We start from the raw sequence: 12,431 nt of genomic DNA, 5'->3' as shown, positions 1-12,431 counted from the left end.
AGTTCGATGGGCTGCTCGTCAGTGTCGAGCTGGGCCTTGAGTGCGGCCTCATCGATGTTGGCATCGAACTGATGGTTCTGGCTCACGCGCACGTGCTCCTCTGCTTGGCACAGCGAGCGCCGCTCAGGGAGTGCCTGACGGCGCATCGCACAACTCGTCCATTCTACCCCACTCACACGCCCGAACATCGAAGCCAGAGGCCCGTGCAGGGGGTCGATGGCACGGTCGCGACCTAGACTGCCGCGCATGGACGAGGACGAGTGGTCGCGGGCGGCAGCGGGCGCCTCGTCCCCCGTGGTCGACGGCAGCATCTGGGCCGATCCGGACGACCTCGACCCCGACTGGCGACCTCCACGATCGTGGAGCCTGGCACCCAGGTGGGTGAAGGTGGTCGCCCCGGTGCTGGCCCTGACGATCGTCGTGGCGCTCGTGTGGTCGCTGCACGGGTTCGACGAGGCACGCGACACCCAGACCCGCGTGGCCTTCGGCAGCACCATCACCACCGGCACCGTCGCCATCACGCCACGCTTCGCCGAGTGGAGCAACGACAGGTACGGCAAGGTGTGGAAGCTGGCCATCTCGGGGTCGTGCCACCACTCCCCCGTCGTCAACGCTCCCGAGACCGCCGGCCACGAACTGGACGACGCGATCCTCGCCGCACGCCCCAACACCCGACAGGTCAGTACCCAGACGCTGGTCTACTTCGGCGAGGCCAGGCAGTTGGGTTCGTCCACGCAGTACTCCTCGCTGACCCCGGGAGCACCGCCGGTCCCGTGCTTCCTGAGCTTCGAGTTCGACGACCCCGGCACACCGGTGGAGTCGGAGGTGGTGCTGCTGGTCGCCGACCTGCGCTACCGCGCCGAGGACCTCAGCCAGCAGGGAGGGTCCGGATGGAAGCTCGGCACCCGCACCACCGTCATGCGCGTGCCCGCTGTCGTCCGCGACCCGAAGACGACCGACCCCTGACCCGTCCGGGCCACCTCGCGCGTGGTCGACGGCTGTCGTCGCGGGACCCTCGCGATCCAGAACCGTTCCTCCACGCCGATTGTGGCCCGTGGCGAGCCAGATCCTGCGCCAGCGCACGGCTTCGGATCGGACGACTGCAGCAAGCGCCGCTGTAGGGGACTTACAGGCCGGGGACTCTCAGTTCGGTGGACTGCCAGGCGGGGGAATCTCAGCCGGAGGAATCTCAGGCGGGGGGACGAAGCAGCGGACCCTGGTTCCCGCGCATCGACTGCGGCGCCCGCACTCCGCGCACCTCACCCAGCTTCGCCTCGGGCAGCACGAAGTTCTGGTAGACGACACCCGAACCGAGCGCCCGTTCCTCGCTGGTGCACGAGTAGGGAAGGTCGTCGACGTACTCGGTCTCGTCCCAGGTCTCCTGCCCTCGACCGACCACATCGAGTGAACAGCCACCCTCGCCCCCCACCGAACGCCACCGGGCCACGACCGTCAGGTAGACCATGCCCTGCGGTGCCACCTGCACCTTGTCGCCGTCCGGCAGCCATCGGCTGACCCGCCAGGACAGCACCGACAACTCCATGCCTGTGGTCTGGTCGGTGAAGGTGCCGCCCTGCTGCACGCCGACCGGATAGGTGCCCGTGCGGGTCTCGACCCAGACCGCCCAGCCGGTGCACAGCACGGCAGCCACGGTCAGCACGGCAACGGCGAAGCACCAGTCCCGGAACCGGCGCACCGCGGGGAGTGGGGCCGGCGGCGCCCACGACGAGACCTGCTCGGGGGGCGGGAACTGGTCCGGGGGCGGGAAATGGCTCATGGGCGGATCGGCTCCGTGGTGGCGTCGACCTCTTCGACGACTCGCCCGGACGAGGCCCGCAGCAGCGCTCGTCCGGACTCCCGTCCCAGGCCGGGGTCGAAGGTGACGGTGCTGTCGCGGAAGATGATCGTGGTGCTCTCCTTGCAGACGATGCGCAGCTCGGCGGCACGATCGGGGTCGAACTCGAAGGCAATCGCCGACGAGGTGCGCTGCCCCGGTTCGGGGAAGTTGGTGCGGCCGAGCCCGATCGGCCGGTACTTGTCGCCGCCCTGCTGGGCCTCACAGTCGAACGAGATCATCGAGCGCTGCCTGGGCGTGGTCAGCCGCACGGTCACGAGCAGGTAGCGGGCCCCGGTGGCCTGGGCCCGTCGTCCGTCGCTGTAGAGCTGGCCGACGGTGAGTTCCATGAAACGCACCGACTGACCGTCGGCGTTGATCACCACCTCCTGGTCGGGACGAGCCGTGAGCTGCTCCACCGGCGGGTCCTGCTTCGTCCACTGGGTGATCCAGCCAGCGGCCAGGAGTGCCGCCAACACCACGACCAGCCCCAGCAGGGAGACACGTCGTCCGGTCCTCATGATCGGCCCCCGACGGCAGCCGGCGCACCCACCGAGCCCGCAGCAACCGGCCGCTGCTCCTGCTCGACCGGGACCCCCACCTCGGGGTCACCCGAGAGGGCGCTGGGATCGGCGCGGGTCCGGAAGGCCTGCAGCGTGCGGACGAAGGCAACGCCCAGCAGCGCGTACTTGAGCGAGTCGCCCACCACACTGGTGAACAGGTTGATCAGGCTCAGCCAGGCCACCCAGAACACGCTGTCGCGGGTGCCGATCCAGCCCAGCACCAGCCGGAGCAGCGATTCCTCCACGGAGTTGAACAGGGCATAGCAGAGCACGTAGGCCCCCAGGAAGGGCAGGCCGGTGCCGAGCACCAGCCGCAGTGACTGGAAGGTGGGCAGGTACTTGTCGTCGACGTCGCCGAAGAACGCCTCCTGCACCTCGAGCCACGTGCGGCGGGCCAGGTTGGATCCCTGCACGTGTTCCCGCTTGGCGCGTCGGCGCAGGTCGATGCGGTGTTCCCGGTCGAGATGGGCACTCAGGGGCTCGCCTTGGCGCCACACCTCAGCGAGGCTGAGCACGTGACTGCCGTAGACCAGGGCTGCCACGGCCAGCCACAGCAGCGGCTCGGCCAGCCCCGACTTGAACAGCGGCCACAGCAGGTCGACCAGTTGGTGCCACAGCCACGAGACAACCCTGGGCAGCAGGTGCGAGACCTCGGCTGCGGAGGTGCGCCACCCCTCGGCCACCGTGCGCCACCACGCGGCGAAGACCCGGTCGCCCAACCACGACCACAGCCGCAGCAGCAGGCTCGTGCCCGACAGCAGGAAGACCAGCATGAAGAAGGCCTCGATCATCGCCGCGAGCAGCCCCAGGGGGCGGAAGTCCGTCTTCTCGTGCAGCAGGTCGACTCCGCGGCGTACCACGTAGGCGACCACGACCACGATCGAGACCACCATCAACTGGTGGGCCGTGCGCGGGCTGAGGGTCGACATCACGGAGCGCTCGCCCAGTCCTCGGATCACCACCTCATTGGCGATCAGCGAGTTGACGACGTCCTGCACTCGTCCGAAGACCGAGTAGATGCCGAGGAAGGGCAGCAGGGTGATGGCCAGCAGGTGCGCCGCAGACGTGTCCCTGTCGTCGGTGACCGCGTCGTCCGGCAGCAGGGCGCTGACGTTCAGGGCCCGACCGATCAGCCGCAACGAGACGATCACCGCCGACAACTGCAGCACCAGACCGAACGCGAGCACGACCACCGCCAACCAGGCGTGCTGGCTCGAGATGGACGGTGCCACCACCAGCGCCGCCTCGAGGCCGAGATAGCCCAGGGCGTTGACGGCCAACAGTTGGGGCAGCAGGGTCCACCAGACCCGCAGGGCACCGAAGACCATCGCGCTGACATGGTTCCCCCACGCGGCGACGTCCTTCATGCGGGCATCGTAGCCAGCGCGCGTGCCACCCCTTCGCCCACGATCCAGTCCCCCGCACTCCCCCGGCGGCTCAGCCGTAGGTGTCGCGAGGCCCTCGTCCGTCGCGCACGGCTCGGGGCCCGTGCTTCCAGCTGGGCGCGGTCGGGCCGACGACGGTGATGCGGACGACGGTCCCGTCGCCGAGTCGTCGGTTCAGTTCGGCCACCAGTTGGGGGGCGATCGAACGCAGGGACGTGGCCCAGGTGGACGACTCCGCCCGCACCGTGAGCACCCCCGCGTCATAGCCCTCGGGGGCGGAGTGGGCCGCGTTGACCTCGCCCACCAGGGCCGGCCAGCTGGTCAGCAGCGTGCGGACGCTCAGTTGTTTGCCCCACCCACGCTGCTTCACCAGGTGGCCCAGCAGGGCTCCCACCTCCTGGGGGTCGCGGTCGTCCGGGTGGGAGCCGGAGCGCAGGTTGACGGGGTCGGCGCGTCGGCGGCGTTTGCGGATGCCGCGGCTGGGAGGCAGGTTCACCGCTCCCCCGGCGGCGACCCGATGGGCGATCTGGCTGGCCAGGTCGGTTCCGAGCTCGTCGTGCTCACGCCACGCCTGTTCGTCCTCGGCTGCCTGTTCGGCCCGGCGTTCGGCCACCACGTCGGGATCGAGGTCCGGTTCGAGGCCGGGATCGGGCAGGTCGGTCATGACTCGTCCTCGGGTTCTACCAGTCCGTGTCGGACGCGGAACCGTCGTCCGGCCAGGGCCTCCGGGACGTCGGCGCCGACCGCAGCTGTGACCAGCACCTGTTCGGCGCGCAACACCGACTCGGCCAACCGCTCACGGCGGGTGGCATCCAGTTCGGCGAAGACGTCATCGAGCACCAGCACGGGTTCGATGCCATCGGCCTGCAGCAGTCCGAACGTCCCCAGGCGAAGGGCCAGCGCCAGCGACCAGGACTCACCGTGGCTGGCGTACCCCTTGGCGGGCAGCCGTCCGATGTTGAACACGACGTCGTCGCGGTGCGGTCCGACCAACGAGACCCCGCGGGCGATCTCGTCACGGCGCCGTTCGGCCATCGCCTGCCGCAGGCGGTCGGCCAGGTTGTCCCGGGTGAGCACGTCGACCCCCTCGGGGCGGCTGAGGTCGAGCGCGGTCTTGTAGTCGGCCGTGACCACGTTGTTCTGGGGCGCGATGTCGGCGTAGGCCTCGGTCGCGATGGGCATCAGTTCGGCCAGGGTGTCGAGCCTGGCCAGCAGCAACTCAGCACCGATGGTGGCGACCTGGTCGTCCCAGATCTCAAGGGTCGCCACCGCCTCGGCGTCCGCCTGGTGCAACGACCTGCCCGACATCGCCTTCAGCAGGCTGTTGCGCTGTTTCACGACCCGGTCGTAGTCGGCCCGTACACCCGCCATCCGCGGCCAACGAGTGGTCACCACCGCATCGATGAAGGCCCGACGATCACTGGGGTCCCCCTTGACGATCGCCAGGTCCTCGGGTGAGAAGACGACGGTCCGCAGCACCCCCAACAACTCCCGGGTGCGGGCCAGGGGGGCCTTGTTGATGCGGGCGCGGTTGGCTCGTCCGGGGTTGATCTCGACCTCGAGCAGCAGGCTGCGTCCGTCGGCAGGACCGGCCTTCACGCGCCCCCGGACGATGGCCTGTTCGGCATCCAGCCTGACCAGCGGGGCGTCGGACGAAACCCGGTGCGACCCCAGCCTGCTCAGGTACTCCACGGCCTCGACCAGATTGGTCTTGCCCTGGCCGTTCGCGCCGACGAAGACGGTCACACCGGGAGCGAGCGGGACCTCGGCGGAGGTGTAGCTGCGGAAGTCGGCGAGGGAGAGGTGCTCGACGTACATCTCCCCTCCCGGGTCTCTACTGTGCCGACCGCGTGATCTCCACGACGGGTGCGGGGGACGGCCCAAGTGCCGGATCGTCCACCGGGTCGTTCACTGGGTCGGCGGGGTCGGCTTGGTCTGGGTGGGTCGTCCCTGCTCGACGGCGTGGCCACCGAACTGGTTGCGCATGGCGGCCACAGCCTTCATGGCTGGCGAGTCGTCCTGCTGGGAGACGAAACGGGCGTAGAGGGCGGCCGAGATGGCGGGCGTGGGAACCCCCAGGTCGATGGCGGCCTGCACGGTCCAGCGTCCCTCGCCCGAGTCGTGGGCGACACCGGCGATGTCGTCGAGGTTGGGGTCGGCCTTGAGCGCGTTGACCATCAGGTCGAGCAGCCACGAACGGATGACGGTGCCCTCCTTCCACGACTCGAAGGCAGCGTTGACGTCGGTGACCTCCTCGGCCTTGCGGAGCACCTCCCAGCCCTCGGCGTAGGCCTGCATGATGGCGTACTCGATGCCGTTGTGCACCATCTTCGTGAAGTGGCCGGCACCCAGCGTTCCGGCATGGACGAAGCCGTACTCCCCGTCGGGCTTGAGGGCCTCGAAGATGGGCATCACGTGGTCGACATCGGCCTTCTCGCCGCCGACCATCAGGGCGTAGCCGTTCTGCTTGCCCCACACACCTCCGGAGACACCGACGTCGAGGTAATGGATGCCGGACTCGGCCAGGTCGGCGCCGTGCACCTTGTCGTTGAGCCACTTGGAGTTGCCGCCGTCGATGACGATGTCACCCTCACCCAGCAGCGGCTTCAGCTCGGTGACGACCGACTTCACCACCTGCTCGGGCACCATCACCCAGATCACCTTGGGCGACTCGGTCAGTTGACCGACCAGGTCGGCGAGGTCCTTGGAGTCGGACAGGTCCTGGTTGCGGTCGTACCCGACCACCGTGTGACCCTTCTCGCGCAGGCGGTCGCGCATGTTGCCGCCCATCTTGCCCAGGCCAATCAGTCCGAGTTGCATGTCCACGACCTCCAGTCGTCACGAGTCGAGCACTCAGGAGCGCTGGCGCCCCTGGGCTGCACTGCCCTGTTCAGTGTTCCACACGGTCCGGACGGCGACCGGAGTTGCGTCGGTGCCCCGCTGGGCATCGTTCCTGACCGGGGGACGCCGAGGATCAGTTGGGCAGGCGCATCAACATGATGACGTGGCGGTAGTCGCCCAAGGGGTCACCGTCCAACTGCTCCAGGCCCTGGATGAGGCAGGGCTTCGCCGGGGCGGTGAAGGCGAAGTACACGTAGGGGGTGTCGAGCGCGCCCAGGGCATCGGCCAGGTACTGCGGGTTGAACCCGACCGCGGCCATCATCTCGCCGCCGGCATGGTTCTCGACGACGGCCTCGATGGCCTCAGTGGCTTGGGCCTGGTCACCAGTGGCCGCATCCAGCGCGATCTGACCGTCGCCGATGATCATCCGCAGCGGGGTGTTCCGCTCCGCCACCAGGGCGACGCGCTTGACCGAGGCGATCACGTCGGCGGTGGTCGCACGCACGCTCACCGCAGCGTTGACGTTCATCAGGTGGCGCACCTTGGGGAACTCGCCGTTCAGCAGGCGGGTGGTGATCTGGCGGGTGCCGCCTGCTCCGTCGCCCTCGAACCCGATCATGCCGTCGCCGACTCCGGAGTTCGCAAGGGACAGGGTCACCGACTCGCCGGAGGTCATCGACTTGGAGGTCTCGGCCAGCACCTTCGCAGGAACCAGCGCGGCGCCGTCGGCGGTCGACCCCACCGGGCTCCACGGCAGCTCCTTGAGCGCCATCCGGTAGCGGTCGGTGGCGAGCAGCGACAGGGTCTCGCCCTCGATCTCGACGCGCACCCCCGTGAAGACGGGCAGCAGTTCGTCGCGGCCGGCAGCGACGACCACCTGGCCGACGGCCTGACTGAAGACGTCCGACTCGACGTTCCCGGTGGCGGCGGGCATCTCGGGAAGATTGGGGTAGTCGGCCACGGGCAGCGTCTGCAGGGTGAACCGAGCAGACCCGCACACGAGTTCCATCCGGGAACCCTCGGCGGTCAGCTCGACCGGCTTGTTGGGCAGCGAGCGGGCGATGTCGGCGAGCAACTTGCCCGAGACGAGCGCCTCACCCTCCTCGACGACGTTGGCCTTCACCTGGATCTGCGCCGAGGTCTCGGTGTCGAAGCTCGACATGGTCACACCGGACGACTCGGCCTTGATCAGCAGGCCGGCGAGAATCGGGGCGGACGGACGAGACGGCAGGCTGCGCGCAGCCCACGCGACGGCCTCGGCCATGACATCGCGATCCAGTCGAATCTTCACTGCAACCCCTTAGCGGTGGAAGTGGCCTGCTGCTGTGGAGAGCCGTGCCACGGAGGAGAGCGCCCAGAGGCGCCGTCCGAGCATATCGAGCCGGGTGGGTCGGGCACGACTCGCCGCTCCAGTGGTACCTGAGGGTCGAGCTCTGGTGGCAGACGGAGGCTCCGGCACGTGCTCGGGCAGGTCGGACCGAAGGCTCGCCCGGAAATGTCAGGGTCGGCTGTCAGAGTGGGGCCATGACTCCGACGAACGGGAACGACCAGCCCCTGGACTTCCCGACGCCACCGGACGAACCCTTCGACGCCCCACCGGACGAATTCGGCGACACCACGCCGCCGGAGGACTGGCAACTGGCCGTACCCGCACCGGGACGCTCCCGTTCGACGAACAGGGCGACACCATCACCGCGGGTCGCCCAGCGCGGGAGGCAGGGTCTCGCCGACGAGGCCCGAGCGGCGCTCGCTGCACTCACCGGCCGCGCGGATGCCCACTTCCACCCCGGGCAGTTCGAGGCGATCGAGGCATTGGTTGCCGACCACCGCAGGGCCCTGGTGGTGCAGCGCACCGGCTGGGGGAAGTCGGCGGTGTACTTCATCTCGGCCCTGCTGCAGAGGCGGGCAGGTGCCGGCCCGGCGCTGATCGTGTCGCCCCTGTTGGCCCTCATGCGCGACCAGGTGGCAGCGGCCGAGCGCGCAGGTGTGCGGGCGGCGATGATCAACTCGGCCAACACCACCGAGTGGTCCCAGGTCGAGCGGGCGCTCGACGCCGACGAGGTCGACGTGCTCTTCGTCTCCCCCGAGCGGCTGGTCAACCCACGTTTCCGGGACGAGCAACTCCCCCGTCTGGTGGCCGGCTGCGGACTGCTCGTCATCGACGAGGCCCACTGCATCAGCGACTGGGGACACGATTTCCGTCCCGACTACCGGCGCATCCGAGACCTGATCGCGGCGCTCCCCTCCGAGGTTCCCATCCTGGCCACGACCGCGACCGCCAACGAACGGGTCGTGGCCGACGTGGCCGAGCAGATGGCGGCGGGTGGGCACGAGGTCTTCACCCTGCGCGGCGCCCTGGCTCGCCAGTCACTGCGGCTCGGGGTGCTCGATGTGGGTCTGCCGGCTCGACGCCTGGCGTGGCTGGCCGAGCACCTCGAGGCACTGCCCGGTAGCGGGATCGTGTACTGCCTCACTGTCGCTGCCGCAGAGGAGACCGCGCAGTTCCTGGCTGAACGCGGTCACCGGGTACTCGCCTACACCGGCCGCACCGACGGGGCCGAACGGGAGGCCGCCGAAGCGGCGCTCAAGGCCAACGAGGTGAAGGCGCTCGTGGCCACGTCGGCACTCGGGATGGGTTTCGACAAGCCTGACCTCGGTTTCGTCGTCCACCTCGGAGCCCCGAGTTCGCCGGTCGCCTACTACCAGCAGGTCGGACGAGCCGGCCGCGCCACCGAGAGCGCCGACGTGCTGCTCCTACCCGGTGTGGAGGATCGCGAGATCTGGCACTGGTTCGCCACCAACGCCATGCCCACCCAGGCCAAGGCCGACGCGGTGGTCGGGGCCCTCGCCGACGCCGGTCGTCCGCTGTCGGTCGCTGCCCTCGAGGCAAGGGTCGACCTCAAACGCGGTCCCCTCGAACTGTTGCTCAAGGTGCTGGCTGTCGACGGGGCCGTCGAGAACGTCACGGGTGGGTGGACGACGACGGGTCACCCGTGGACCTATGACGCCGAACGCTACGACCGGATCGCGGCAGCGAGGGTCGCCGAGCAGGACGCGATGCTGGCCTACGAGGATCTTCGTCCCGACGTGGAACCTGGTTGTCGGATGGCGTTCATCACCGGCCAACTGGATGACCCCCACACCCAACCGTGTGGACGATGCGATCTGTGCGCCGGTCCCTGGTACCCCACGGAAATCACCGTTCCGACCCTCGAGCGGGCGCAGGACTCCTTGGACCGGGTCGGGGTCGAACTGGCGCCCCGAGCCCTGTGGCCGACGGGCTTGGACAGCCTGGGCGTGAGGGAGGGGGGCAAGCCGGTCAAGGGCAAGCTCTCCCCCGATGACCAGGTTGCACCGGGACGAGTGGTGGCCCGGCTGTCCGACCTCGGCTGGGGCGCTCGATTGCGTGAGGTCTTCGCGACCGACGCCGACGGACGACCCCTGGACGCCCAGGTTCCGCCCGAACTCGCCAAGGGGGTCATCCGGGTGCTGGCGGGATGGGAGTGGGACGAACGTCCCGTCGCCGTGGTCTGGGTCCCCAGCGTGACTCGTCCGCGTCTGGTGCAGTCGCTGGCGGAGGGTGTGGCCCAGGCCGGACGGCTCCGACTGCTCGGGCCGCTGGAGCTGTCCCCGCACGCCGAGGCGTTGCGCGGCTCGACCAACTCCGCCTACCGGGTGCGGGACCTCTGGGATCGGTTCTCGGTTCCTGAGGCGATGGCCCGGGAGTTGGCGACGCTCGATGGTCCGGTGTTGTTGGTGGACGACCTGGTCGACTCGCGCTGGACGCTCACCATCGCCGGACGACTGCTGCGGCGGGCCGGAGCAGATGCGGTGCTCCCCCTGGCCTTGGCTGCGGTCGGCTGATCGGTGCATCGCTGCGGTTTCCCACATCCACCCGCCCACTGACCTTTACTCCAGATGGAGATGTATGTGTTGTCGTCTTCGTCTTCTCTGCTGTGGAACCTGTGGACAACCCCCGTTCGGCGTGACCGGACGGGGTTTCGTCCTGTTGGTGGCCTGTGGACGAGCACGGGACGACGAGCCCTGACCTGTGGAGGGCGGCCGCATGGGGACGCGTGTCCCCCGCCATCCACAGTTGGGGTGCGCGAGGGTGTGGACAACTGGAATCTCTCGGCAAGCTCGTCCCGACGCAGCACGGTTGCCCCAGTCCGGCACCAGTTGCCCGCATGGGGCGCACCTGCCCCACCCCAGTCCCAGGGCAACTGCGCGGGACGAGGGCAGGAAGGGCGGGACGAGGGCAGGAAGGGCGGGACGAGGGCAGGAGTCAGCGAGCCCCGGCGGACTTGATGCGGTTGGTGAGCTCCGTCACCTGGTTGTACACGGCGCGACGCTCCGAGAGGAGTTCGCGGATCTTGCGCTCCGCATGCATCACGGTGGTGTGGTCCTTGCCACCGAACTGAGCCCCGATCTTGGGCAACGACAGGTCGGTCAGCTCGCGGCACAGGTACATGGCGATCTGGCGGGCGGTCACGAGCGCCTGGGTGCGAGAGGTGCCCATCAGTTCCTCGACGCTGACACCGAAGTACGCGGCGGACTCCGACATGATCAGATCCGGGGTCACCTGGCCCTCCCCTCCCTCGGGGATCAGGTCAGACAGGACCTTCTCGGCCAAGGGCAGGTCGACCTTCTGCCGGTTCAGGCTCGCGAACGCGGTGACGCGGATCAGGGCACCCTCGAGTTCACGGATGTTGGTAGTGACCCGGGATGCGATCAGTTCGAGCACCTCGCCGGGTGCCATCAAACCCTCTGCCGCCGCCTTCTTCTTGAGGATGGCGTAGCGGGTCTCCAGGTCCGGGGGCTGGATGTCGGTGATCAGGCCCCACTCGAACCGGCTGCGCAGGCGTGGCTCCAGGGCGTCCAGCAGCTTCGGCGGACGGTCGGAGGTCATCACGATCTGCTTCTGCGCGTTGTGCAGGGTGTTGAACGTGTGGAAGAACTCCTCCTGCGTCTGGATCTTCGATTGCAGGAACTGGATGTCGTCGATCAGCAACACGTCGACGTCGCGGTAGGTGCGGCGGAACTGTGAGCCGCGGTTCTCGGCAATCGCGTTGATGAAGTCGTTGGTCAACTCCTCGGTGCTGACGTACTTCACCCGCACGCGTTGGTAGTACTTGCTGACGTAGTGCCCGATCGCATGCAGCAGGTGCGTCTTGCCCAGCCCTGACTCGCCGTAGATCATCAGCGGGTTGTACGACTTGCCCGGCGCCTCGGCCACGGCGGCGGCGGCGGCGTGGGCGAATCGGTTCGAGGGCCCGATCACGAAGGTCTCGAAGGTGTACTTGGGATTCAGCCGCAGTTCCTCCCCCGAGGACGAGGGCCCGAACACCTGCTTGTCCACAAGGCTGTCCCCAGCCTCGGTTGCCTGTGGACGAGGCTCCGCATCGATCCCGGGAGTCACCTCGACGTCACCGTCACCGGTGTCGACCTCGGCGGGCTCCAGGCTCAGCTCAAGGTCGGGTTCGATGGTGACGGCGATGCGCATCTCGCGCCGGAACTGGTCGGAGAGGTTCTCCTCCAGTTGGGAGCGGTAGTTCGACTCGAGCCGCTCGCGCAGGAACTCGCTGGGGACGGCGATGACGACAGTTGAATCGTGAATGGTCAGGGGTTTCGCGCTGCGAAGCCACGCCCGCCCACCCTTGTCGAAGCCGGCCAGGATGGCGGCCCAGGCACTGTCGAGAGTCGGTGCCTGCGGAGGCGTGTCGTCCAGACCGAAACGCGCCTCCATTGACACGGGTGACTCCTTCCGCGGTTCGGACCGCTGTCACGTTGCGTACCGACCGCCCGGGG

At 68.7% G+C, this 12,431-nt stretch carries 10 protein-coding genes; 2 read left to right on the top strand and 8 right to left on the bottom strand.

Annotated features, from left to right (window positions below; translation table 11 throughout):
* The first annotated feature begins 246 nt into the window (after positions 1 to 246).
* Positions 247 to 966, top strand: coding sequence for a hypothetical protein (locus H507_RS0101175; RefSeq protein WP_022908893.1), 720 nt, complete (start codon positions 247 to 249; stop codon positions 964 to 966).
* Between the two features lie 223 nt (positions 967 to 1,189).
* Here the strand turns inward: H507_RS0101175 and H507_RS0101170 are convergent, their stop codons facing one another.
* The 7 genes from H507_RS0101170 to dnaN all read right to left on the bottom strand — a co-directional run bounded on the left by H507_RS0101170 (position 1,190) and on the right by dnaN (position 7,914).
* The gene (locus H507_RS0101170) at positions 1,190 to 1,777 is read right to left on the bottom strand and encodes a hypothetical protein (protein ID WP_022908892.1); all 588 of its coding nucleotides are present in this window, start codon (positions 1,775 to 1,777) and stop codon (positions 1,190 to 1,192) included.
* Positions 1,774 to 2,355: a hypothetical protein gene (locus H507_RS0101165; RefSeq protein ID WP_022908891.1), complete on the bottom strand. Its 582-nt coding sequence runs from the start codon at positions 2,353 to 2,355 to the stop codon at positions 1,774 to 1,776. Before H507_RS0101165 ends, H507_RS0101170 begins: the two co-directional genes overlap by 4 nt.
* A complete protein-coding gene (locus H507_RS0101160; protein ID WP_022908890.1) occupies positions 2,352 to 3,764 on the bottom strand; it encodes a hypothetical protein in 1,413 nt (470 codons plus the stop codon). Before H507_RS0101160 ends, H507_RS0101165 begins: the two co-directional genes overlap by 4 nt.
* Before the next feature lie 70 nt (positions 3,765 to 3,834).
* Positions 3,835 to 4,446 carry a DciA family protein gene (locus H507_RS0101155; RefSeq protein ID WP_022908889.1) on the bottom strand — a complete coding sequence of 204 codons (612 nt, stop codon included), beginning with the start codon at positions 4,444 to 4,446 and terminating at the stop codon, positions 3,835 to 3,837.
* Positions 4,443 to 5,600 (bottom strand): DNA replication/repair protein RecF, encoded by a 1,158-nt coding sequence (recF, locus tag H507_RS0101150; protein WP_022908888.1) that lies wholly within the window; start codon positions 5,598 to 5,600, stop codon positions 4,443 to 4,445. The genes H507_RS0101155 and recF overlap by 4 nt, the downstream gene beginning before the upstream one ends.
* A 90-nt stretch (positions 5,601 to 5,690) precedes the next feature.
* Entirely contained in the window at positions 5,691 to 6,602 is a 912-nt protein-coding gene (gene gnd, locus H507_RS0101145; protein ID WP_026377602.1) for a phosphogluconate dehydrogenase (NAD(+)-dependent, decarboxylating), read from the bottom strand.
* A 154-nt stretch (positions 6,603 to 6,756) separates the two neighbouring features.
* Entirely contained in the window at positions 6,757 to 7,914 is a 1,158-nt protein-coding gene (gene dnaN / locus H507_RS0101140; RefSeq protein ID WP_022908886.1) for a DNA polymerase III subunit beta, read from the bottom strand.
* A gap of 233 nt (positions 7,915 to 8,147) precedes the next feature.
* Between dnaN and H507_RS13845 the strand changes: the two genes are divergently transcribed.
* The gene (locus tag H507_RS13845; RefSeq protein ID WP_022908885.1) at positions 8,148 to 10,487 is read left to right on the top strand and encodes a RecQ family ATP-dependent DNA helicase; all 2,340 of its coding nucleotides are present in this window, start codon (positions 8,148 to 8,150) and stop codon (positions 10,485 to 10,487) included.
* Positions 10,488 to 10,908: 421 nt separating this feature from the next.
* Here the strand turns inward: H507_RS13845 and dnaA are convergent, their stop codons facing one another.
* Entirely contained in the window at positions 10,909 to 12,369 is a 1,461-nt protein-coding gene (gene dnaA, locus H507_RS0101130; RefSeq protein ID WP_022908884.1) for a chromosomal replication initiator protein DnaA, read from the bottom strand.
* Between the last annotated feature and the right edge of the window lie 62 nt (positions 12,370 to 12,431).

It is taken from the genome of Aestuariimicrobium kwangyangense DSM 21549 (genome assembly GCF_000421525.1).
Lineage (GTDB): Bacteria > Actinomycetota > Actinomycetes > Propionibacteriales > Propionibacteriaceae > Aestuariimicrobium > Aestuariimicrobium kwangyangense.
This window is presented reverse-complemented; position numbering and strand designations above follow the sequence as displayed.

Coding starts and splice junctions, on each gene's coding strand:
- recF (WP_022908888.1), bottom strand. CDS start 5,600: ATGTACGTCGAGCACCTCTCCCTCGCCGACTTCCGCAGCTACACCTCC.
- H507_RS0101160 (WP_022908890.1), bottom strand. CDS start 3,764: ATGAAGGACGTCGCCGCGTGGGGGAACCATGTCAGCGCGATGGTCTTC.
- H507_RS0101170 (WP_022908892.1), bottom strand. CDS start 1,777: ATGAGCCATTTCCCGCCCCCGGACCAGTTCCCGCCCCCCGAGCAGGTC.
- H507_RS0101155 (WP_022908889.1), bottom strand. CDS start 4,446: ATGACCGACCTGCCCGATCCCGGCCTCGAACCGGACCTCGATCCCGAC.
- H507_RS13845 (WP_022908885.1), top strand. CDS start 8,148: ATGACTCCGACGAACGGGAACGACCAGCCCCTGGACTTCCCGACGCCA.
- H507_RS0101175 (WP_022908893.1), top strand. CDS start 247: ATGGACGAGGACGAGTGGTCGCGGGCGGCAGCGGGCGCCTCGTCCCCC.
- gnd (WP_026377602.1), bottom strand. CDS start 6,602: ATGCAACTCGGACTGATTGGCCTGGGCAAGATGGGCGGCAACATGCGC.
- dnaA (WP_022908884.1), bottom strand. CDS start 12,369: ATGGAGGCGCGTTTCGGTCTGGACGACACGCCTCCGCAGGCACCGACT.
- H507_RS0101165 (WP_022908891.1), bottom strand. CDS start 2,355: ATGAGGACCGGACGACGTGTCTCCCTGCTGGGGCTGGTCGTGGTGTTG.